This window comes from Bacteroidota bacterium (assembly GCA_016706865.1).
Lineage (GTDB): Bacteria > Bacteroidota > Bacteroidia > Chitinophagales > BACL12 > UBA7236.
The window spans coordinates 1537380-1559079 of sequence record JADJIS010000002.1 but is presented as its reverse complement, the minus strand read 5'-3'; the positions used below and the strand labels follow the sequence as shown (position 1 = coordinate 1559079).

Sequence of the window (21700 nt, the reverse complement as noted above, 5' to 3'; positions counted from 1 at the left end):
AAAAAGAACAGAATTTTATAAAATAAGTTCTGCTCCATTAAAAAGGCAGTGGAAATGAGGGCAACTATCAGAAAGAACGGGCCTTTCCACCGCAAAACCTTGTGGGATAAAAAACTGAATCCGGCTCCGCTGAAAGGATTTTTAAGTAGCCCGTAATAAACACCGAGATTCTGAAAATTTCCGGCAGAAATACGGATTTTTCTTTAAACTCCTCCTGCACAAGATTAGAAACATCTTCATACACTTTAGCCTCCGGATCACTTATAGACAATTTTTAGACCGAATTACTCCCAAGGTGATGTAAAAATCTTCCATCAAAAAATTTTGCGGGATCTTTCCAAAAAGTTCTGCCCGAATTGCATAACAGGCACCAAAAGCGCCCATCATAGTTCCCCATATCAATCCCTCCTGATATTTTATTTTATTTTCTCTGCGGATGTAGGATTCCTCCTGAAAAGAAATGCCCTCTTTCTGTAAACCTGTATTGATCACATTGGCACCCACAAGGCCTATTTTTTCATTTTTAAAATGCCTCACTAAAAAAGGAATAGTGTTTTCATCGAACAAAATATTTGCATCGGTGAGAATAAAAAATCCGTCCTTTTACCTCCGGTATCAATGCATTTATAATATTGGATTTTCCGCTTCTCCCCCCAAATTTTTTAAACCGGATTTTATAACCTTCCTGAATAAATTTTTCGATGATACTGTCAGTATTATCTGTGGAACCATCAGACCCAATTACCAATTCAAGTTTATTGGAAGGATAACTAGTGGAAAAAACAGTTTTGATCTTTTTCTCCAGCACCTTTTCCTCATTGTATACCGACATAATTACACTCACCATCGGTTGATCAGGTTCTGAAATTTGGGGTGCAATTATTTTTTTATTACCAGAAAGTATATTTAATATCAATGGATAAAAAATATAACTATGCATCAAACACAGCACACAAAACCAGAATATAATTTGCCAGATCAACATTTATAAATTGGTATAAAATTGAGTTAATTGTTTAGTAAGTGTTTTATTATTAAGGTGTTGAATTACAAAATGTTTTGCTGCTTTAGCTTTTTGAATTGTATCTGTTTTATTAAGTATAAGATCGCTTAATTTGCGAATAAATTCAGTATCTGAAATTGCAATTGAAATATGTTCATCCACCCCGGCAGGCATGCCCTCAGCGCCTTTAAAAGTAGTGATTACGGGTTTTCCCATGGCCATGGCTTCCATGATCTTAAGTTTCATACCACTGCCGGATAAGAGGGGAACAATACAGATAAATTTATCCTGAATAAATTCAAAAGCATTCGACACCTCTCCATGAAATTCTATTCCTTCCACTTTAAAAGATTTTTCTCCGAGCCAGGTTGGCGCATTTCTACCTGCGATGTGAAATTGAATATCCGGAAATAATTTTTTATGGCAGGAAAAATTTTATTTATGAACCATAATAATCCCTCGGTATTCGGAAGCCAGTCCAACCCACCTATAAAATAAAGATCGTTTTCTTTTACGTCTTTATAGTTGTCGGGAATATTTTCAATATCAATTCCCGTTGGAGAATAATGCACCTGATATTTATCCGAAATATTTTTATAAAAAACAGTATCTGTTAATGAAATGGGAACAATGGCGTCCAGATCTTTAACAATTAAATTTTCATACTTTAACAATTTTTTGGACTGTAAATTCAGATACCATTTTTCGAAGGGGTTTTTGGAATTTGCTGCGATATTTTTCCATATTTCTCCTTCCTTATTATGACTTCTATAAACGAATTTCGTTTTAGCGTTTTTGGAAATGGAATTAAAATATTGGATAAGGTATAATCCCTCAGCCTGAATAATATCAAAATTTTGATCCTTGATCAGAGTTACGAGTTTTGTTAAAAAATCTCTGCTAAAAAATCGTACTGTGTGGTAGGGAGTTTTTTTAACAAGATTAGCCAAGGCACCCAAAGGTTTTACATTAGAATTCACCCAAACACAAATAAAACTTATATTTTCAAACCCCAGCAGATTAATTTTTTCCGGATCAAAATGGTGTTTCGGGGGTGTTCATATAAAGAATGGTAATTTTATTGCCATTTGCAGCCAAACCCTTTGCCATTTGTAGTATGGCTATGGCTTCACCGTCTTTTGGCGGCCAGGGATTTTTTTTGCGAGCAATAATATATTCATCCTATGCCGCAAAATTAAGCATTCCACAATCAGCTATGAATACGTATTTTTGCGCGACACATGATAGGGAATAAAAAATAGTGATAGTTCTGCCGGCTTATAACGCGGGTAAAACACTGGAACAAACCTATGCGGAAATTCCGATGGATATTGTGGATGAGGTGGTATTAGTTGATGATGCGAGTAAGGATGATACAGTAGAAGTTGGAAACAGGATCGGAATCCAACACATTATTAAACATGAAAACAACAAGGGTTATGGCGGAAATCAGAAATCCTGTTACAATAAGGCACTTTCGCTGAACGCAGATATTGTTATCATGTTGCATCCCGATTATCAGTATACGCCGAAATTGATAACCAGTATGGCATATATTATTGCTCAGGATCTTTATCCTGTAGTTTTGGCATCCAGAATTTTAGGAAGAGGAGCATTAAATGGTGGAATGCCATTTTATAAGTATGTGTTCAATCGTTTTCTTACCCTTTCACAAAATGTGTTGTTGCGACAAAAATTATCAGAATACCATACAGGTTATAGAGCATTTTCGGGTGAAGTTTTGCGCAAAATAAATTATGAAGCCAATTCCGACGATTTTGTATTCGACAATCAAATGCTGGCACAAATATTTTTGCAGGTTACGAAATTGCAGAAGTAACTTGTCCCACCAAATATTTTGAAGACGCATCATCCATTAATTTCAAAAGGAGTGTAATTTATGGTTTAGGTGTATTAAGAACATCATTGCAATACCGTTTACAAAATGGGGAATTGCTAAGTTTGAGTATTTGACGCCGAATAAATAAATTGGTTTCACTCATTATTAACATTTGAGGACTTTCAAATCAACTCACGTTTTAATTAAAGTTAGTCGTTGCTTGATAGATTATAATGCCACCTTACGGGGTTTGCAATGATTATCAATGTTTATTTCTATAATAATGTCACCCCGCTGGGTTTTATCTGTAAATAAGAATTTAGTTCTGATACAATCCCAAGAATTAAATTGCGGATTAAATTGGATTTCCCCCGGTCTAATTCAAACTGAGTCGTGACCTAATAGATTATAATGTCATCCCTACGGGGTTTGCAATAATTATCAATGTTTATTTCTATAATAATGTCACCCCGCTGGGGTTTAGTTATATCTGGGTCATGAGATTTATGGTTCTGTAATACAAATCCATTCAGAACTAAACACCTTATGGATTTCATTAACTATTACTTTGAATGCCACATTAATTAAAAGTCAACCTCTTGTGTTAAAAATTAGTATAATACTATCAATCCAACGAGAATCAAACCCCAGCGGGGTGACATTATTATAATAAACCCAAAATTAATGGGAATCAAACCCCGTAGGGGTGACATTATAATCTACCCAGCAACCACGGTTATCAATAAACCCTCAATCCTCGATCCACTCAAATAAATATTTTTCGTCATAACTTATTCCGAAACTATTTAAAAATTGAATGTATTCTTGTTTGAAAGTTTTAGTTTTATGGTGTTCTTCCTGATTTAAAATATAATTGTATACATTATCCATTTGCGAATGCGAATAAGAAAAAGCTCCATATCCCTCTTGCCATGAAAACTTTCCCTTAACAAAATTTCGGTCATTAATAAAATTAGTTGAGTTATTTTTCATCTCCCTTACCAGATCTGAAATTGCCATCGAAGGCCTTAATCCGACAAAAGCATGAATATGGTCTGGCATACCATTAACAATTATCGATTTCTGGTTTTTGTCGGTAATTATTCCGGAAAGATATTTGTGTAATTCGTCTTTCCATGATTTTTGAATAAGGTTTTGTCTTCCTTGCACTGCAAATCCAATTTGAATGTAAATTTGTGAAAATGTTTGTGACATAATAATGTTTTTAAGGTGAAATAATTAATTATGAAATGAAATTAGGAATTACTCCAATAATTAAAAAATTATTTAAATTATTTATCAAGAAGTATTTTTTGAATCGGCTTTGGTCTTGCCAGAGTAGGATTAGAGAGTACATTGTCTATTTCCACATTTAAACATTATATCGCCTGTAAGCCGCGCTGGCCATTTCCAATTATTCCAGAAGCTTCCCATAGAGGAATTAATTATCATTTAAAACCAAGTAAATTGAGACCCTTCAGGAAATAAATCATAAATATTTAAGTCGGTCTTTCAGTTGAACTATTAAAAATGCAGAAAAGAAGTATAATAATAAAACCAAAAATAAACTTCCAAAAAATATAGTATATTCTGTATCATTATCATCAGTAGTTGGAATTACTCCCATTGATATCAGTGTCAATATCAGAATGCTAATACACATAAAAACATTATAATAAAGAAATTTTTTTCCGTATTCGCGATTAGTAATAACATAGATATAAATGGCACCAAAAATTTGAAAAGCATATCCGCCAATAATAATAATTGCCCAAGCAATGGAATTAAAACCAAAGATGCTGAGGAAAACACTAACCAGAACAATAATCCAACTTACCAACTGCAAGTTGGCCATTTTTATTGCTTTTTCTAACCGCGGTTTCATTTAATAATTAGGATAATATTATTGTTATGAACTTACCATTCTACCTTTAATGAAAGATCTTTCATGCCATTTTTTATTTCTAAACAAAGGACTGATCATAAGCAGTTGATATAATATCAAAGTAAATATCAATCCAAACAAAGACCCGAAATAAACATCTACAAGAAAATGTTGCATTAAATAAACTCTCGAAATAGCGACAAGCAATGCTAAACCAAAAAATAAATACCCGTAATTTTTATTTTTACAAATATTGCGAAGAGACAAAACAGGGTAAAAGCAGCAGCCGTATGTCCGGAAGGGAAACTGTGCCACTGATATAATTTTAATCCTTCCACATAATGGATATCCATATCTTTAAAATAAAGAGATGGTCGGGCTTCATTATAAAAATCCTTTAAAAGCGAAATTAAAAAAGCAGAGGTGAAGGAAACTAAGGATGCAATTATTCCGAATCGCAGTTTAACAAATAACAATAACAAACACACTATCCCAATCGTATATCCATCACCAAGCCAGGTTGCATATCTGAAAAAAGTATCAGATGTGGGGTTATGGTTTGCATTCATCCAAAGAGAAAATGCACCCTTGTTATAAATTAAAAGATATATTCCGGCAATAATAAACCACAAAATACAAAGCAGAAAAAATATTTTATTTTCTTTTAGTAATTTAATCATTATTTTTTGCGGAATATTGCATTTTTAAGTTGAACAAATCTATTGCGGTATTGTTCGCCATCAATAACCGGTGCGTCATTCTTGGCTTTTATAGTGAGGAAATAACTTATTGGCGCAATTACAAAAATGGATAACCACATTCCAATAAACGGAGTTACAAAATTTTGCTCCGCCATTTTTTCTCCACTGATATTGAGAATATAAAAGAATATAAAAATAAATATGGAAAATAAAACCGGCAGTCCGAATCCACCCTTACGTATAATGGAACCCAACGGAGCTCCAACAAATACAAATAAAAAACAAGCAAGCGATAAAGTGAATTTTCTATGCCATTCTATCCAGTGATCTCTTATTTTATCCTCCGTAAGATTCATCCTCAAAACGATCTGATTGCTGTAACCAGAAAGACTGCGAACTGTTTGTAAACTGCCTTTGATCACAGCATATTTATTTTCTGCGGGAATAAGATCTAAAAATGTTTTTTCTTTTCCGGAACCCAAACTGTCAGGCAATTGATTGCTTCCACCCCGCGATAAATAATAATGCGAACGCAAAGTTGGTTCCAGTGTTGTTTTTTGACGCACTTCATAATTTTTCAATGAATCAATTGCTGTGGTCAGCTGAGTTATGTTAAGCATTTTATAGTGATTGGAATATAATTCCTCACTGGTATGTGTCATTTGAAAACCGGAAAGGTCGAGCGTTTTTTCCCATTGATCAAAATTCATCCGCACATGTTCTCTCGACTTTTTATTTTTTACCTGAGAATTTAATTCCTCGTATTGTTTACCATGATATAATGTAAAAACTAAATTCTGATTGTCGGAAGTGGTTTGCATTTTACCGCTTTCTGCGATCAAAACATTATCGTTGGATTTATCTAATTCTTCATAGATGGTTACCTCCTGTATTGTAACATTATCATCACTTTTACCACCTATTATAATGCTGTAATTTTCTATTTCATTATAAAATTCGTTCGGTTTAATATTTAACGCAGGCTTTTGTTTTGTGATATCCACCAGAGTGACCACAAATTTTAAATACGCCGAAGGAAGAATATAATTGGAAAAAAGAAATGCACTTATTGCAATTAATAATCCAATAACAACTGTACTTCTCATAAACCGAAACATGGAAATGCCGGCACTTTTAAAAGCAGCGAGCTCAAATCTCTCCCCCAAATTTCCATAGGTCATGATGCAGGCAAGTAAAACTGCAATTGGGAGTGATAAAGGAACCATATTAGCCGAGGCATAAAACAACAATTTCAGGATCACCCACCATTCCAATCCTTTTCCTACAAGATCCTCAATATATTTCCAGAGAAAGATCATTAAAAAAATGATCAATGCAATAATAAAGGAAATAAAAAACGGTCCCAGAAACGATTTTATAATATATTTGTCGATCTTGTTCATGTATGCAAAAGCTAATTCAATTTGATGATAAAGAATCCGACCTGATGTACAACACGGAATTATTTCCGTTAAAACGCCAAGTCAATCAAAAAATATATACTCTTTTCGAACAAATCAAATCAGGTCTCAAAGATACAGCGCAGCACAAACAATTTATTTTTCCAACCGGAACAGATAGTGAAACCGGAAAAATTTCGCAAGGGGAGAATTATCTGTCGTATCCCTGGGTGATTTTAGATTTTCCGAAACTGTTTAATAAACATGAGATCTTTGCCTTCCGAACCCTTTTTTGGTACGGACATTACTTCAGCTTTTCTTTGGTTTTGGCAGGAACTGTAGCGGAATTTTATATTGCTACCATTATTCGGAACAGAAATTTATTGAAAGGAAGGTCCCTTTATTTTTCGATACATGAAGATGCCTGGCAACATGTTATATCCGAAGAAAATTGCCTGCTTTTAGACAATATGAGCGATCAAATGATTCAAAATCACCTAAAAGACCGAAGTTATCTTAAAATTTCGGGTAAAATCTCTTCTTTTGATGCAAAAGAGATCTATTCAAAAGTAGAGGAACTTTATATAATTTTCCTGAACACCCTATCAGGTAGCACCGATACGAACCATTAAATTGTGGATCTGAGCGTCCCACAGCCGTTTTTGGGCATCCATTTCGTTATCATCGGCGAAATCCGTAACAAATAATATGGTGTCGTTTGTCACCTCGGTCTTATCGATCCGGAATTCAAAATATTCATCCTCATCCTGCCAATCCCAGCGAAAACGGATAAAGTCATCATCATCAGTGCTGATCAGATCGGCACTATCGGTCTCGCCCTGCCAGGTAAAGAAGAAGGTATTGCCATCATTGTCAACAGTATCGGCAAACCACTGCTGCAAACCCGTAGGTGTTGTTAAACAGTTATATAAAACCAAAGGACTCGACTTAATGATATATTCGATCGTAAATTTTTTCTTTTTCGACATTATTTGCTTTGCCACTTAATAATTTAGCTATAAGTTGCAAGTATAACATAATTTCAAAGGATACAAAATTTTTAGCAAATAATTTTGGTGTATTGTGTAAATATATCTTCCGAATCCGCTGTTTTTTAAAATATCCATCAATTTTTAGAAATTTAGAGTTGCTCTGCGGTGCATTTATTAACTTTGTGCTCTCTAAAAATAACCTACAAAACAAGAGCTTTTATGATGAACAATTCGTATGAAATTACCCTAAAAGAGTGGAACCAGAAAGAGAAGGCCGCAGTAGAGCTTAGCGCTCTGGCTTCACAACTTTGGTACGACAAATCTGTGGAACTCATTATTTTTCGCCGTCAATTGGTTGATGCACGTGCAAGTGAGATCCTAAATCACCATTTATATGCACAGCGCTTTTTGAATCGCCCATTAACTATTGAAATTTCTTTGGCGCTAACTCAGGCTCTTGTTAAACTTGATCTTGCTCCATCGCGTATAGATCTTGGCCGTTTGGGCAGCGAATGGTTAAGTGAAGGCTCTAATTATGCTAGCACCGAGGCTTTTGTTGGTGAAAAAATGGCTGAATTTATTGGGAAAGATAAATTAGTTCTTAAACCAAAAGACGTAGTATTATATGGTTTTGGTCGTATTGGTCGCATTGCAGCCCGAATTATTATAAACGAGGCAGGAAAAGGGGAGCAACTCCGCCTAAGAGCAATCGTAACCCGTTCAAATTCGGATGAGGATATTATCAAGCGCGCAAGTTTGTTGCGTAGGGATTCTATCCATGGTAAATTTCAAGGTACAGTGGTAGAAGATCTTGCTAATAAAGCATTGATCATAAACGGTCACACTGTTTATATGATAGCAGGCGATAAACCGGAAAGTATTGATTACACTGCATATGATATTAATGAAGCACTTGTTATCGACAATACAGGTATCTCTCGCGAACGCGAAAAACTTGCGAAACATTTGGAGGCAAAAGGAGTTAGTCAGGTTTTACTTACTGCTCCGGGTAAAGGTGATATTCCTAACATCGTTCACGGAATCAACCATGAGAAATTTGATATTACAAAGGAAAAGATCTTTTCCGCGGCTAGTTGTACTACAAACGCAGTTGTGCCAATTTTGTATGTAATGGAAAATGCGTTCGGTATAGATCACGGACATTTAGAAACAGTGCATAGTTATACAAACGACCAAAATTTATTGGATAACTATCACAAAAAATCCAGAAGAGGTCGTTCGGCTCCAATGAATATGGTAATTACAGAAACAGGCGCTGCGAGTGCTGTTGCGAAAGTATTACCTGATCTAGCAGGAAAATTTACAGGAAATGCAATTCGTGTTCCTACTCCGGATGTTTCTTTAGCGATCATGAATTTAACGCTGAGGAAAAATGTTACCATTGAGGAAGTGAACAATATGCTTAAAGAGGCATCTTCCCATGGTCAGCTTGTTGAACAGATAGATTACAGCATGAGTTTGGAAATTGTAAGTAGCGATTGTATTGGCAACAGCCATTGTGTGATTGTGGATGCACCTGCAACCATTGTTTCCAAGGATGGGAAAAGTGTTGTTTTATATTGCTGGTACGATAATGAATTTGGATATACAAAACAAGTTGTTCGTTTATCGAAGTATCTTGCAGGTGTTATCCGTTTGAGATATTATTAAATAATTAAAATTCGGTCTGAAAGCAATCAGGTCGATAATTATGAATTTGCAATGTTTTGTCGCTCGCGATAAAACTTTTGCTAATTCTTGCCCGAATGCGAAGCAGGTGGGTGCTAATTACCAAATTTGCTAATTAATTCTATGTTCGAAAATTTATCCGACAGGTTAGAAAGTGCCTTTAAAAGTTTAAAGGGGCAAGGTAAAATATCAGAGATCAATATTGCTACCACGGTAAAAGAAATACGTCGGGCATTAGTTGAAGCTGATGTTAACTATAAAATTGCAAAGGAGTTTACAGATACTGTAAAAGAAAAAGCAATGGGTCAGGATGTTTTGACCTCTGTTTCGCCGGGGCAGTTAATGGTGAAAATAGTGCAGGATGAATTAACTGCCTTAATGGGTGGTGAAAAGATAGACATTAATATAAAAGGTTCACCTGCTATCATTTTAATTGCGGGATTGCAAGGATCGGGTAAAACTACTTTCAGTGCAAAACTTGCAAATCACATTAAAACAAAACTTGGAAGAAATCCATTACTTGTTGCCTGCGATATTTATCGTCCTGCCGCTATAAATCAATTACAGGTTTTAGGAGAACAAATTGGCGTTCAAGTTTATGCAGATCTTGAAAATAAAAATGCAGTTGATATTGCTAAAAAGGCAATTAATTATGCAAAAACAAATAGTCACAATGTTGTAATTATCGATACTGCCGGTCGTCTTGCAGTGGATGAGGCGATGATGGATGAGATTGCAAATATTAAATCGGCAACCAGTCCGGGAGAGACGTTATTTGTAGTGGATTCCATGACTGGGCAGGATGCTGTAAATACTGCAAAAGCATTTAACGACAGATTGGATTTTGACGGAGTTGTTTTAACAAAGTTAGATGGTGATACAAGAGGTGGTGCTGCTTTATCCATTAAATATATTGTTCAGAAGCCTATAAAATTTGTTAGCCGGGGTGAAAAAATGGATACGCTGGATATTTTTTATCCAGACCGTATGGCGCAGCGTATTTTAGGTATGGGCGATATTGTTTCCTTTGTTGAAAAAGCACAGGAGCAATATGATGAAGAAAAATCTGCAGAACTACAACGCAAGATCCGCAAAAATCAATTTGATTTTGAAGATTTTTTACAGCAACTGAAACAGATCAAAAAAATGGGAAACATGAAAGATCTGTTGGGTATGATTCCGGGCATTGGGAAACAAATTAAGGATATGGATATTGACGAAAAACAATTCGCCAAATTAGAGGCCATGATCCTGAGTATGACACCGGAAGAACGCGGTAATCCTGATATAATGACAGGCACTCGCAGACAAAGAATTGCCGGTGGAAGTGGTTCAACCATTCAGGATGTAAATCAGTTTATGAAACAATTTGAGGAGATGCGCAAAATGATGAAGATGATGAATAAAATGGGTGGAGGCGCAAAAGCAGCCAGAGCATTGGGCGGTATGATGGGCAAAAGATAAAATTAAATGAAAACCACACTTACCATATTTTTTATCATTATTTCCTTAGGGGTTTTTTCTCAAACTGAAGCCCCCGTTTTTATTCCTGATACCATAATACATATTGAATATTATAAATCAAATCAGGTTAAAATTTACGATGCGAGAATTGAGGGAGTTCCTTCCAATCAATATTCACTTAAACGTTGGTATACCAGATCAGGAAAAACCATTTTATACGATTCTATTGATGCGGCAAAAAATATTATTTACATTGCGGTCTTCAGAAAAGATGGAACACCAATATCTGAATTGCGTGAAACAAAAACAAATTATACCGTTACTTATAGAAATAGAAATAGTCAGATCACCGACATTTATTCCGGGGTATTAAACGAACGACAAACAAAATGGGAAATTTATGAAAATGGAATAAAAATTCGTGATACTACTTACGACAGATATTCCAATGCTGATCTTGATACCTTAAAATATTATGAGGAAGTTGTTGTAAAAGGAAAAAAGACCACCATTCGACAAAACATGTCACGTGATTCACACATCACTTTAGAAAATCATATTCGAATGATTTTTTCAGAAGACTCCGTTTTAATAAGTGAAAGTTTATATAATTTCCGGGTAAAAAATTGCGGTTATTTTATTGAATACTATCCAAGTGGCGCCATTAAAAATATCGGCGAATTTGATAAACGCGGCTACAAAAACAACGACTGGTTCTATTTCGATGAGGAAGGGAATGTTTCTAAAAGGGAGAGGTTTTATAAGGGGTATAATGTTTTTAGGTAGTAGGTAGTTAACAGTCAACAGTGGGCAGTGGGCAGTTTGTAACATTGATGATTATCGCTTCGGATTATAAAATTTCTTTAATGATAAATTACTAGAGTTTACACTTGGAAATTAATTTCTTTTCTGAAATCAAAACAAATCCTAGGTCTTATGTCCTATTTCGTAGGTCCATTTAATGGGCAGTTTGTAACATTGATGATTATCGCTTCGAATTGTAAGTTTTCCTAGTTGAGAGCTTATTAAAATTTACATTGTGACATTTATTTCTCTTCAGAAATCAAAATTATCCTACTTCCTATTTCCTCTGTCCCACTTATGCCATTAGTGAGACCCTCGCTAAGAGCGAGAGCCTCACTCGCTTCGATAAAATCGTTCACCCATTCAGGTTTTTTGATTACGTTAATCACATAATTTTTAAAATCTAGAATATCAAATTTTTTTATCCTTTTTCATCCGCCCAATCCGCGTCATCCGTGCCTGTCCGCCCACTGGCGGGTTCCCCTTTTTTTCCATCCTCTGATAAGATCCCGCCGTTTGTTTTCCCATGTCCTATTTCCTAGGTCTTATTTCTATGTCCTATATCTTATGTCTAAATGAGTAATGAGTTATGAGTAATGAGAGGCGGAGTCTAATCATTACAAATTCTTTGTTCCTAATTAAACTTTGAATAAGGAACTAAGAATTTTCATTAATCATCAAAGCCTCATTCTCAATTCTCAACTCTCAATTCTCAATTAATTTGTGGCTGTTCAATTGTCAATTATCAATTATCAATTGTCAATTATCAATTAATCGACCGATATCCCGACATTATCTGCCCGGCAATATCTTGTTTATTAAACTTTTTAATTTGTTCGAATCCACGGAGACGCATTTCACTTCTTATGGTATCGCTGACAATTACTGAATTAATTTTTTCGGCAATATCTTCCGGACTGGAGGGATTAAAATAAAATGCAGCATTTCCCCCAACTTCGGGAAGAGAGGAAATTCCTGAGGTCATAACCGGGCAACCACTTACCATAGCTTCAAGAACAGGGATACCAAATCCTTCGTATAAACTTGGATAAATAAAACTTATGGCTTTTTGATAGAGAGCTGGCAAATGTTCGGTTGGCACATTCTCCAAAAAAACAAAAGAATCCTGTAATTTATTTTCGTGAATAAATGTTTTTACTTTTTCAGAATATTCTTTTCCATTTCCAACTACAACACAAGGCACTCTTTTTTCTTTTGGAATTAATAAATATGCTTTGCAGATATTCATTAAATTTTTTCTTTCATTAATGCTTCCAACGTATAAAATAAATTCGGAAGGTAATTTGTAATTTTTAATATGAATATCAATTTCCTCGGGTGAAACTTTATCATAAAAAAGGTCTTCGCAACTCTGATAGATCACCTTTATTTTCGCCGGAGAAATATGATAGAATTTGATGATATCATTTTTTGTTGCCTCACTGGCTGCAAAAATGAGATCACTGTTTTTAACGGCAAATTTTGATTTGAGGTCGTAAAATTTCCTGTCCACACCAGGGTAATATTCCGGGAAATGGTCAAATATCAGGTCGTGAATGGTAACTACTGATTTGATATGGGAAATTTTGAGGGTGAAAGGAATTTCATTACTCAATCCGTGATAAATGTCAACATTGTGTTTTACAATATCCCTGCGAACTCCGAAACTTCTCCACACAGAACCTCTGCCCACCACCATGTGCGTATTTTTATTAAAGGCGAAGGGTAACTTATTTTTTAGTGTAGGAGTGAATAAAAAGTATTCGTTCTCGGGGTAGAATTCAGCAAGGTTTTTAACCACGGTGCGGCTGTAATTGCCCAATCCTGTTGTGTTTTGAAATATCCGCTTAGCATCAAAACCAATTCGCATAGGGCGAAGATATAGAAGTATGGGCAACTTAGGTAATAAGGGAAGTGTGGATAGGTTTGGGGGGTATTGTTAGGTTCTGGTAAAGAGTTAGGGAATAGTGCATAGTGTTATTATTACACTATCTTATGAATGGGAGCTGAATAAGATAATCAAGGTTACTTTGCCTTTAGAAGATGTTTTAAGTAGGTATGAAAACTTATTCAGGGAAGAAAGGAGTTTTAAATTTCCATTCAACTTGTTTTTGGAAAGGAAAATTAAGGTAGAAATTTTGTGCGCAGGATTATGGAAAGGGTACCCTGAATAAGAAAATTTAAAAAGTAAATATTTTTATTGATAATTTAACTACGCAAAATAGTTTGATCGAGTTTGTAGGTTATTAATGGATTTTCTATTCAGGGTAACCCCGAGTACGAAAATCATTTGGGCCCTGAATAAGAAAATCTAGGATGCATTGTTTTTAGAAGTTATTTTTAGTATACCGGGAAATTTGTGCGGAGAGGAAAGTTTTTTTAGATTTTCTATTCAGGGTAAGCCTGAGTATGAAAATCATTTGTGATTTTATTTAAGCCCGGAGAATTATTTACTAAAAGTTAATTTGGGGTACCCTGAATAAGAAAATCTAAAAAGTAAATATTTGTAGTGATAATTTAACTACGCAAAATAGTTTGATCGAGTTTGTAGGTTATTAATAGATTTTCTATTCAGGGTAACCCCGAGTACGAAAATCATTTGGGCCCTGAATAAGAAAATCTAGGATGCATTGTTTTTAGAAGTTATTTTTAGTATACCGGGAAATTTGTGCGAGAGGAAAGTTTTTTAGATTTTCTATTCAGGGTAAGCCTGAGTATGAAAATCAGTGATTTTATTTAAGCCCGGAGAATATTTACTAAAAGTTAATTTGGGGCCCTGAATAAGAAAATCTAAAAGTAAAGTGTGTAATTTAACTACGCAAAATAGTTTGATCGAGTTTGTAGGTATTAATAGATTTTCTATTCAGGGTAACCCAGCAAAATCATTTGGGCCCTGAATAAGAAAATCTAGGATGCATTGTTTTTAGAAGTTATTTTTAGTATACCGGGAAATTTGTGCGGAGAGGAAAGTTTTTTTAGATTTTCTATTCAGGGTAAGCCTGAGTATGAAAATCATTTGTGATTTTATTTAAGCCCGGAGAATTATTTACTAAAAGTTAATTTGGGGTACCCTGAATAAGAAAATCTAAAAAGTAAATATTTGTAGTGATAATTTAACTACGCAAAATAGTTTGATCGAGTTTGTAGGTTATTAATGGATTTTCTATTCAGGGTAACCCCGAGTACGAAAATCATTTGGAGAATTTATTTTAGCCCGAAAGTTTTTCTAATGATTTTCTACTCGGGGTAAAAAAAAAACCGGGCTCCTCTCCCGGTTTTTTACAAAGCACTTCGCTCATGACAACGCGAAGTATTTATTTTAGAATTATTATTCAGTCTTATTGAATAATAAATTTACCTGTCTGACTTACGTCAACTCCTGTTAATCTGAAAATATAAACACCTGCTGCAAGGTCAGAACGATCGATGGTGATAGTGTTCGAGGATGTGGTAATTGTTCTTATCAGATTTCCATTCATATCGCTCAATTCAATTACAAATTCTTTTCCTGTGAAATTGGTGAAATTCATTACTGCTGTTTCACTGAATGGATTTGGCTGAATTTTTACATTTAATGGATTTGCTGAAAGCACTTCCACTCCTGTTTCTGTAACAGTTACACAGGCATCGTTAAGATCTGTAACTACTTCCTCAAAATTTTCATTTACTGCAGCAGTAAAATGTTTGATACAAAATTCTGCAGGATAAATTGCACTATAAAATATTCTGAAAGTTGGAATAGGTTCAAAGTGTATTTGATAAGGAACTTCATTCATTCCTAATGCAATTACTTCATTCGCGGTATGTGTGATCTGATAATTGGACCCGAACGTTTCAGGACATAAATTAACAACGGAATCTATAGTCAATCCCTCCATTGTAAATTGCGCACCCATTACTCTGGCACTTGGATTCAAACTATAAATATCCAGATAATTAAATGCTGGATTTACAGAGCCAATACTATATGTTACTGTATCAGAAGTATTCATTAATGTTTGTGGAAGTTCACATAGATCGGTGGCATGTGTGTAACCTAATGCCTGATTTGAACAACCCATTACCAAAGCAGCATCAACAACATCTATATCACTGTCAGCATTTGCATCATTACACATTTCTGCAATAATAGTATTATCAAGAATATTATCAACGTAAAGATCAACATCATTTGTTGTTCTTGTGCTGTCTTCATTTAAATCACCTATATGATGCCATCCGTTACAATTTCCTTCACAATCCATTTTGGCAGTTCCCCAAATTTCACCGAGACAATCTAAAAATGCAACACAATCATCTATCATTTCAGCACCTATATTACCATCTATATCACGAGTAATTGTCATACATCTGGAAGCCCAGTTATTTGCAAGATTTACTTCCACTCTTCCATCAACATCCGGATGATTCATCCAGTTAACTCTCGCAACAAATGTATATGTACCATCCGGTACATCTGTTACATCTATCCATTGACCACCGGTTCCTGCACCATAAGCATCATAACATCCAGCTGAAATACCCATATCTGCGCCGGTATATCCGCCAAATCCGCAAAGATCCATTACTGCAAAACCATTTTTATGTCCAACGGAAAGTTCAACACCATCTTCGGTATATAATTGATATTCGCCATAATCTACATAATGTGTATGACCATGGCATGGGTCGAATTGCAATAATGGATTTTCAGCACTTGTACCGATATGATAATCTTCATCACCATAATTCCAAATGCGTATACCAAATTTTATAATAGTTCTCATTCCGGGGCCAGTTAATGATCCCTCTTCAATATAACATTCGTTTGTCCATTCATCCGCATCTATTTGATCAATTTGAAAATCATTTCCCCAACCTACACCTACTTCTCCATCAAAATAAGTTGGATCCAAAACGAGATCAGGTCCAGAAGGACAATCAGGATGCCCAGGATAAATACAGGAACCGTCGCTAATTATTGCAAGTGGAGAATAATTACAAGCATATGGATCCAGACATCCAGCCGGTGCACCCGAATAAGTTATTGACCAATCTATGGAAGTTCCACTACAATCAACTTCATAATCACCAATTCGAATATAAATTTCTGTCCCTTCTTCCAAAATTGCAATGATCTGCGATTGCTCATCACAAAAATCATCGTTATATGCCAAAGTTCCTTCTGCTAATTCCGTTGGTATCAATCCGGCGCAGTGATCATACAAATAAATTTTTGTATTGCAGGTATTTCCAAGGTCACATGTAGATAGAATATAAGATCCTGTTACTGGAACTGTGAAACTATACCAATAATCAGAATTTGGTGCGGTGTAAGTTCCTTCAGTTATTACAACAGCTTCCGTGCAATCATCACCCGGAGAAAATGGAGTCGGTAACATAACTGTTTTAGGTTCCAAATCAGCTGCGAAAAGGTTGTTTGAGGAAAAAGTTACAAGTGTTAAAATGGCAATGAGGATAATTTGAGGAGTAAATTTTTTTGTCATTTGGATCGAATTTTCTGACCTTAAATGTAAAAACATTGTTTGGAATTACAAAATAATTTTAAACAGCAGACTTTACTAAACCAAGGATTTTAACTCTGACGCTACTGCCGCAACAGTTTTAGGAGCATTACCCACAAATATTTTTTTACCGATGATAAAAACAGGTCGCTTCAGAAAGGTATATTCCTGCAGGATGTACTTCCGATAATCCTGCTCTGTCAACTCCATTTCGTTTAAACCCCATGCCCGAAATTTCAAGGCTACTTTACTGAATAAAGCCAAGTATGATCCGGACATTTTATGCATTTCATCTATTTGTTCTTCTGTAATATTTTGCGTTTTTATATCCTGTAATTCGAAGGGATAATTTTTTATTTTTAAGTCCTTCATAATTCGTGCACAAGTGGAACAAGTACTGAGGTAATATAATTTTAATACTTTTTTTGGAGGCATATTTATTATTGAATAATAATTTACTAAAATTCGTTGAGTTGCAGATCAATCTTTGCGCAAAGTAAAAGTAAATGTACTTCCTTTTCCGGGTTTCGATTCCACTATAATACTTCCATTGTGTTTTTCCACTATTTTTTTGCAGATGGATAATCCTAATCCTGAGCCCTGAATTTTATCTCGCGGATGAAGCCGGTTAAAAAATCCGAAAATTTTAGTTTGAAATTGTTGTGGAATTCCAATTCCGTTATCCTTAATTTTAAATTCCCATTGATCAGATTTTTCTTCCATATCAATAAAAACAAGTGGTTCACTTTTACTGCGGAATTTAATTGCATTATCAATTAAATTCTGAAACAATAATAATATCTGTGAATGATTTCCATATAAAACAGGAAGGTCGGGATATAAAATTATTGCATTACTTTCTTCCACAGCCATTTGCAAATTATTTAAAGCTTCGCGGATAATATCATTCCCTTCAAATTTACCCATTGGTTCCGCCGCATGATCTAATTTGCTGAAAGTAAGGAGGTCTTTAATAAGATGATGCATTCGTTGCGCCGCATCCGAAGCAAAATGAAGATATTCCTTTCCATCTTCCGTTAATGTATTTCCATAACTGCGCAAAAATAAATTGATGTAAGCGGAAATATTTCTTAATGGCTCCTGCAGATCATGAGAAGCGGAATAGGCAAATTGTTGTAACTCCTGATTACTTTGCAATAACTTTTCATTCAATTGAATTAAGGAATCATTATTTTGTGTTATCCTTCCCGATAATTCATTTTGTTTAGACGAAATATTATTTCTGATCTGCAGGGAGTCCTGAACCTGTAAATAAAAGTTGGATATTATTCTGCAAACATCATTCTGTTCATCTGAAACCTCAACAGAAGTTGAAGTAAGTCCATAAAAAAATAATTCCACCTCTCCGGATCTTCTTACGGTGAGTAAAATCTCCTCAGGGTTTGTTTTTTCATTTACTTCAGAGATCAAGGAAATTTCATTTCCCTTAAGAAATAAATATTGATTGAAATTTTTTAATATGTTTTCAGTCAATGAACATTTTATTGGATATTTAAATATATTGTTGTTCTTTTTTTTGGGAGATTCCTGAAAACTCCGAATGAAAAGATCTCTTTTTTCACTTACACGGTAGATTGCGCAATGTTCGAGATTAAATAATTTCTTAAAACAATCGGCAAAATATTGTTGTGCATCCGCCGATTGACGGATAAAAACAATTTTTTCAGACATCTCTGCGATCAATGAAAGGGATTCCGGTTTTGCCAAGTTGTGTCGTGTTTAAATCTGTGCGAAAGATAACTCCGAATTTAACAAACCCACAAATATTTTGACAGAAAAAGTAACGAAAAATGAGGCTAATTGTTCATTCATTTTTTATTTTGCAATAGTTCTGTCATCTTCGCCGTAATTTCTGATCTGTGATATTGAGTTACAACACCTTACAAAATGCCTCCACCGGTTCTTATTCGGAGTCGGGAAGTAAGTTTTTGGGATATGCCTACCCCATGTCAGATGAAAAGGAGTTTAAACTTTTAAGGGATGCTTTAAAAAAAGAACACCACAAGGCAGTGCATGTAACATTTGCTTACAGATTGGGTTTTGAAGGAGAAATGGAAAGGGCATCCGACGACGGAGAACCTTCCGGTACAGCTGGTAGACCGATTTTGAATGAAATGAAAAGCAGAGCCGTTACAGAATGTATTATTTTAGTGGTGCGCTATTTCGGTGGGAAAAAACTTGGAGTTCCGGGATTGATAAATGCTTATAAAATGGCCGCGGCTGATTGTCTGGATAAGGCAAATATCATTACAGTTCCCATTAAAGAATCGTATAATATTTCTTGCAGTGAAACAGATATGCCAATGGTGATGCATGAACTTAACAAGTCGGGGGCGCATATCATGGCAACAGATTTCGCAGAAATATGTAATTTTAGGATAGAATTTGACCGCGCAAATGCAGAAAAAATATTGTCAAAACTCAAAACCATCTGGCAGATACAATTGGAGCATATTTCTGCTCCGAAATAGCTGTTATTTACTTTTTCTTTTCAGTTTTTCTGTTACAGCACAAAATATTTCGATACGGAATTTTAAACCGGAAGCGAAATTGGTTTTAAATGACCAAAATGAAGTGGAAAATTATGTTTTACAGTTTCATCCTGAATTGTTTTCATCAAATTCAGATCTTCAATTGATCACAATAAAAAAATCACCACAAAACACGTATTACACTTTCCGACAACATTATAAGGAGATACTGGTGGCTAATTCCATTATTAAAGTGGCAGTTAATAATTCGGGTGAAATTCAATTTATTACAGGTAATTATTTTAATACGAAAGACTGGAATTTACCGCTGGAGAAAACACAAAAAATGGAACTCCCGGTTACCATAAAAAATGTTTATAAAATATCTGAGGATATTAGTTCTACACAGCACATTATTGTAGATGAAAATAATGATCCGAAACGTTATTTTGAATTTGAATTGATTAAAAATTCAGACCGCAGCAGAATTACTTTGTTGCTGAATGAAAATGGAGAATTAATTTCAGAAAATGACAACCGGGTATATTTTACAGCAATCGATACCACAGTTACCGGCAAAGTATTTGGTCCCGACCCCTTAACATCTGCTGAAACTACGTATGTTGGAGAATATAAAGATTTTGATGATGCAGATACAGCAGTTTTGACCGCTGAATTATTGGATGTAAGTTTTAAGGCAAAGTTTGAGGATGGAATTTTTTATTTAAGAACGGATTCGGTTATTATAAAGGATCTGAATACTCCCATAACAGGTGTTGTAACTTCCATCACTCCGGAATTTAATTTCACAAGAAGTGAGAGTGGTTTTGAGGATGTAAATACTTTTTACCATATTACAAATCTCAATAATTATATCCTGAGTTTAGGATATACCGATCTGCAAAATTTTTATATTGAAATTGATCCACATGGTGCAAGTGGAGCCGACCAATCCTTTTATGTAAGTGCTGCAATTCCCTCTATACAACTTGGCGAAGGCGGAGTGGATGATGCTGAGGATGCGGATGTAATTGTTCATGAATATGGCCATGCATTAAGCGATCAGGCAGCCCCCGAAACTAACGACGGATTGGAGCGCCGTGCATTGGATGAAGGATATGGAGATTATTTTGCCGCGAGTTATTCGAGAATGTTCAGTGATTATCGCTGGAATTTTATTTTCAGTTGGGACGGACACAATGAATTCTGGGCGGGAAGAAATGCCAACACCAATAAACATTATCCCGAAGATAATTCCGCAGATTATTATTCCTCCAGCGAAATATGGAGTGGAGCATTAATGGATATTTTTGACGCCATAGGAAAAGAAAATACTGATAAAATTGTTTTGGAAACACTTTACGGAAGTTTCGACAATATGAGCATGCCGGACGCTGCGCAAATAATACTTGCTTCCGAGGAGTCTATTTTTGGTGGATTATATTATGAGGAAGTCTATAATGCTCTTGATGCAAGGGGGTTAATGACCGTTGTTGCCACTGAAAATTTAAATTCCAATCAAACAATTCAATTTAAAAATACCTACGGATTTAGTTTTAACAATGAACCTTTAATGATTGAATTACCGGAATATCAAAACTATACTTTAAATGTTTATGGAATTGATGGGAGAATGGTTTATTCTGAAAATGGGAGGGATAAAATTATTGAGTTTAGTCCGGGAAAATTTGCTTTGGGAATGTTTGTTGTGGAGGTTATAACGGATGGGGAAGTTGGGAGTGTTTTAATTGAAAGTACATCCCATTAAAAACTACAAAACAATGATTTTATAAAGTGAGCTTTTTATATTCGTGATAATCACAATTGTATAAAGAACGCAAATTTCATATGACTACTTTATGAATAAAAATTCAGATAACTTTCATAGTAAGTTTACAAACTTTTCACCTTGGATTAAAATTTTAA

At 34.9% G+C, this 21700-nt stretch carries 20 protein-coding genes and 1 pseudogene; 7 read left to right on the top strand and 14 right to left on the bottom strand.

The annotated features are described in order from the left end of the window. Positions 1 to 261: 261 nt before the first annotated feature. The 4 genes from IPI31_09545 to IPI31_09530 are packed head-to-tail and all read right to left on the bottom strand — an operon-like array spanning position 262 to position 1983. Positions 262 to 537, bottom strand: a complete 276-nt coding sequence (locus IPI31_09545; GenBank protein ID MBK7568056.1) for a hypothetical protein — start codon at positions 535 to 537, stop codon at positions 262 to 264. 19 nt (positions 538 to 556) lie between these two features. Further along, on the bottom strand, positions 557 to 985 hold the full coding sequence (locus IPI31_09540) for a glycosyltransferase (protein ID MBK7568055.1): 429 nt from the start codon (positions 983 to 985) through the stop codon (positions 557 to 559). Then, complete coding sequence (locus tag IPI31_09535) at positions 986 to 1405, bottom strand: glycosyltransferase (protein MBK7568054.1); 420 nt, start codon at positions 1403 to 1405, stop codon at positions 986 to 988. Further along, entirely contained in the window at positions 1333 to 1983 is a 651-nt protein-coding gene (locus IPI31_09530; protein MBK7568053.1) for a hypothetical protein, read from the bottom strand. Before IPI31_09530 ends, IPI31_09535 begins: the two co-directional genes overlap by 73 nt. A 278-nt stretch (positions 1984 to 2261) precedes the next feature. Between IPI31_09530 and IPI31_09525 the strand changes: the two are divergent. Beyond that, positions 2262 to 2977, top strand: a pseudogene (locus tag IPI31_09525) (glycosyltransferase family 2 protein). A 616-nt stretch (positions 2978 to 3593) separates the two neighbouring features. On the opposite strand, the gene tnpA reads toward IPI31_09525, so the two are convergent. The 5 genes from tnpA to IPI31_09500 form a co-directional block, all read right to left on the bottom strand. Then, positions 3594 to 4058: an IS200/IS605 family transposase gene (gene tnpA / locus IPI31_09520; GenBank protein MBK7568052.1), complete on the bottom strand. Its 465-nt coding sequence runs from the start codon at positions 4056 to 4058 to the stop codon at positions 3594 to 3596. Between the two features lie 274 nt (positions 4059 to 4332). Continuing rightward, positions 4333 to 4698 carry a hypothetical protein gene (locus tag IPI31_09515; GenBank protein MBK7568051.1) on the bottom strand — a complete coding sequence of 122 codons (366 nt, stop codon included), beginning with the start codon at positions 4696 to 4698 and terminating at the stop codon, positions 4333 to 4335. A gap of 54 nt (positions 4699 to 4752) precedes the next feature. Beyond that, positions 4753 to 4995: a phosphatase PAP2 family protein gene (locus tag IPI31_09510; protein MBK7568050.1), complete on the bottom strand. Its 243-nt coding sequence runs from the start codon at positions 4993 to 4995 to the stop codon at positions 4753 to 4755. Next, positions 4938 to 5408 (bottom strand): phosphatase PAP2 family protein, encoded by a 471-nt coding sequence (locus IPI31_09505; protein MBK7568049.1) that lies wholly within the window; start codon positions 5406 to 5408, stop codon positions 4938 to 4940. The genes IPI31_09510 and IPI31_09505 overlap by 58 nt, the downstream gene beginning before the upstream one ends. Further along, positions 5408 to 6832: an LptF/LptG family permease gene (locus IPI31_09500; GenBank protein ID MBK7568048.1), complete on the bottom strand. Its 1425-nt coding sequence runs from the start codon at positions 6830 to 6832 to the stop codon at positions 5408 to 5410. The genes IPI31_09505 and IPI31_09500 overlap by 1 nt, the downstream gene beginning before the upstream one ends. Before the next feature lie 2 nt (positions 6833 to 6834). Here IPI31_09500 and IPI31_09495 point away from each other — a divergent pair, with 2 nt between their 5' ends. Further along, positions 6835 to 7461: a hypothetical protein gene (locus tag IPI31_09495; protein ID MBK7568047.1), complete on the top strand. Its 627-nt coding sequence runs from the start codon at positions 6835 to 6837 to the stop codon at positions 7459 to 7461. Here the strand turns inward: IPI31_09495 and IPI31_09490 are convergent. Beyond that, positions 7435 to 7818, bottom strand: a complete 384-nt coding sequence (locus IPI31_09490; protein MBK7568046.1) for an ATPase — start codon at positions 7816 to 7818, stop codon at positions 7435 to 7437. The two genes, IPI31_09495 and IPI31_09490, sit on opposite strands and share 27 nt — an antisense overlap. Before the next feature lie 225 nt (positions 7819 to 8043). On the opposite strand from IPI31_09490, the gene IPI31_09485 reads away from it, so the two are divergent. The 3 genes from IPI31_09485 (at position 8044) to IPI31_09475 (ending at position 11760) form a co-directional block, all read left to right on the top strand. Next, positions 8044 to 9492: a glyceraldehyde-3-phosphate dehydrogenase gene (locus IPI31_09485; protein ID MBK7568045.1), complete on the top strand. Its 1449-nt coding sequence runs from the start codon at positions 8044 to 8046 to the stop codon at positions 9490 to 9492. A 141-nt stretch (positions 9493 to 9633) separates the two neighbouring features. Beyond that, positions 9634 to 10974 (top strand): signal recognition particle protein, encoded by a 1341-nt coding sequence (gene ffh / locus IPI31_09480; protein ID MBK7568044.1) that lies wholly within the window; start codon positions 9634 to 9636, stop codon positions 10972 to 10974. A 6-nt stretch (positions 10975 to 10980) separates the two neighbouring features. Next, positions 10981 to 11760, top strand: coding sequence for a hypothetical protein (locus IPI31_09475; protein MBK7568043.1), 780 nt, complete (start codon positions 10981 to 10983; stop codon positions 11758 to 11760). Between the two features lie 784 nt (positions 11761 to 12544). Here the strand turns inward: IPI31_09475 and IPI31_09470 are convergent. The 4 genes from IPI31_09470 to IPI31_09455 form a co-directional block, all read right to left on the bottom strand. Continuing rightward, the gene (locus IPI31_09470) at positions 12545 to 13648 is read right to left on the bottom strand and encodes a glycosyltransferase family 4 protein (GenBank protein MBK7568042.1); all 1104 of its coding nucleotides are present in this window, start codon (positions 13646 to 13648) and stop codon (positions 12545 to 12547) included. Between the two features lie 1468 nt (positions 13649 to 15116). Next, positions 15117 to 17264 (bottom strand): T9SS type A sorting domain-containing protein, encoded by a 2148-nt coding sequence (locus IPI31_09465; protein MBK7568041.1) that lies wholly within the window; start codon positions 17262 to 17264, stop codon positions 15117 to 15119. Positions 17265 to 17339: 75 nt separating this feature from the next. Further along, a complete protein-coding gene (locus IPI31_09460; protein MBK7568040.1) occupies positions 17340 to 17717 on the bottom strand; it encodes a hypothetical protein in 378 nt (125 codons plus the stop codon). Positions 17718 to 17762: 45 nt separating this feature from the next. Further along, positions 17763 to 19010 carry a GHKL domain-containing protein gene (locus IPI31_09455; GenBank protein MBK7568039.1) on the bottom strand — a complete coding sequence of 416 codons (1248 nt, stop codon included), beginning with the start codon at positions 19008 to 19010 and terminating at the stop codon, positions 17763 to 17765. Between the two features lie 239 nt (positions 19011 to 19249). Between IPI31_09455 and IPI31_09450 the strand changes: the two genes are divergently transcribed. Both IPI31_09450 and IPI31_09445 read left to right on the top strand, forming a co-directional pair. Then, positions 19250 to 19774 carry a YigZ family protein gene (locus IPI31_09450; protein MBK7568038.1) on the top strand — a complete coding sequence of 175 codons (525 nt, stop codon included), beginning with the start codon at positions 19250 to 19252 and terminating at the stop codon, positions 19772 to 19774. Next, entirely contained in the window at positions 19701 to 21542 is a 1842-nt protein-coding gene (locus IPI31_09445; GenBank protein ID MBK7568037.1) for a hypothetical protein, read from the top strand. The genes IPI31_09450 and IPI31_09445 overlap by 74 nt, the downstream gene beginning before the upstream one ends. Positions 21543 to 21700 lie beyond the last annotated feature (158 nt).

Coding starts and splice junctions, on each gene's coding strand:
- IPI31_09540 (MBK7568055.1), bottom strand. CDS start 985: ATGTTGATCTGGCAAATTATATTCTGGTTTTGTGTGCTGTGTTTGATG.
- IPI31_09515 (MBK7568051.1), bottom strand. CDS start 4,698: ATGGCCAACTTGCAGTTGGTAAGTTGGATTATTGTTCTGGTTAGTGTT.
- IPI31_09485 (MBK7568045.1), top strand. CDS start 8,044: ATGAACAATTCGTATGAAATTACCCTAAAAGAGTGGAACCAGAAAGAG.
- IPI31_09475 (MBK7568043.1), top strand. CDS start 10,981: ATGAAAACCACACTTACCATATTTTTTATCATTATTTCCTTAGGGGTT.
- IPI31_09450 (MBK7568038.1), top strand. CDS start 19,250: ATGTCAGATGAAAAGGAGTTTAAACTTTTAAGGGATGCTTTAAAAAAA.
- IPI31_09460 (MBK7568040.1), bottom strand. CDS start 17,717: ATGCCTCCAAAAAAAGTATTAAAATTATATTACCTCAGTACTTGTTCC.
- IPI31_09470 (MBK7568042.1), bottom strand. CDS start 13,648: ATGCGAATTGGTTTTGATGCTAAGCGGATATTTCAAAACACAACAGGA.
- IPI31_09505 (MBK7568049.1), bottom strand. CDS start 5,408: ATGATTAAATTACTAAAAGAAAATAAAATATTTTTTCTGCTTTGTATT.
- IPI31_09490 (MBK7568046.1), bottom strand. CDS start 7,818: ATGTCGAAAAAGAAAAAATTTACGATCGAATATATCATTAAGTCGAGT.
- tnpA (MBK7568052.1), bottom strand. CDS start 4,058: ATGTCACAAACATTTTCACAAATTTACATTCAAATTGGATTTGCAGTG.
- ffh (MBK7568044.1), top strand. CDS start 9,634: ATGTTCGAAAATTTATCCGACAGGTTAGAAAGTGCCTTTAAAAGTTTA.
- IPI31_09495 (MBK7568047.1), top strand. CDS start 6,835: ATGCAAAAGCTAATTCAATTTGATGATAAAGAATCCGACCTGATGTAC.
- IPI31_09500 (MBK7568048.1), bottom strand. CDS start 6,832: ATGAACAAGATCGACAAATATATTATAAAATCGTTTCTGGGACCGTTT.
- IPI31_09465 (MBK7568041.1), bottom strand. CDS start 17,264: ATGACAAAAAAATTTACTCCTCAAATTATCCTCATTGCCATTTTAACA.
- IPI31_09445 (MBK7568037.1), top strand. CDS start 19,701: ATGCAGAAAAAATATTGTCAAAACTCAAAACCATCTGGCAGATACAAT.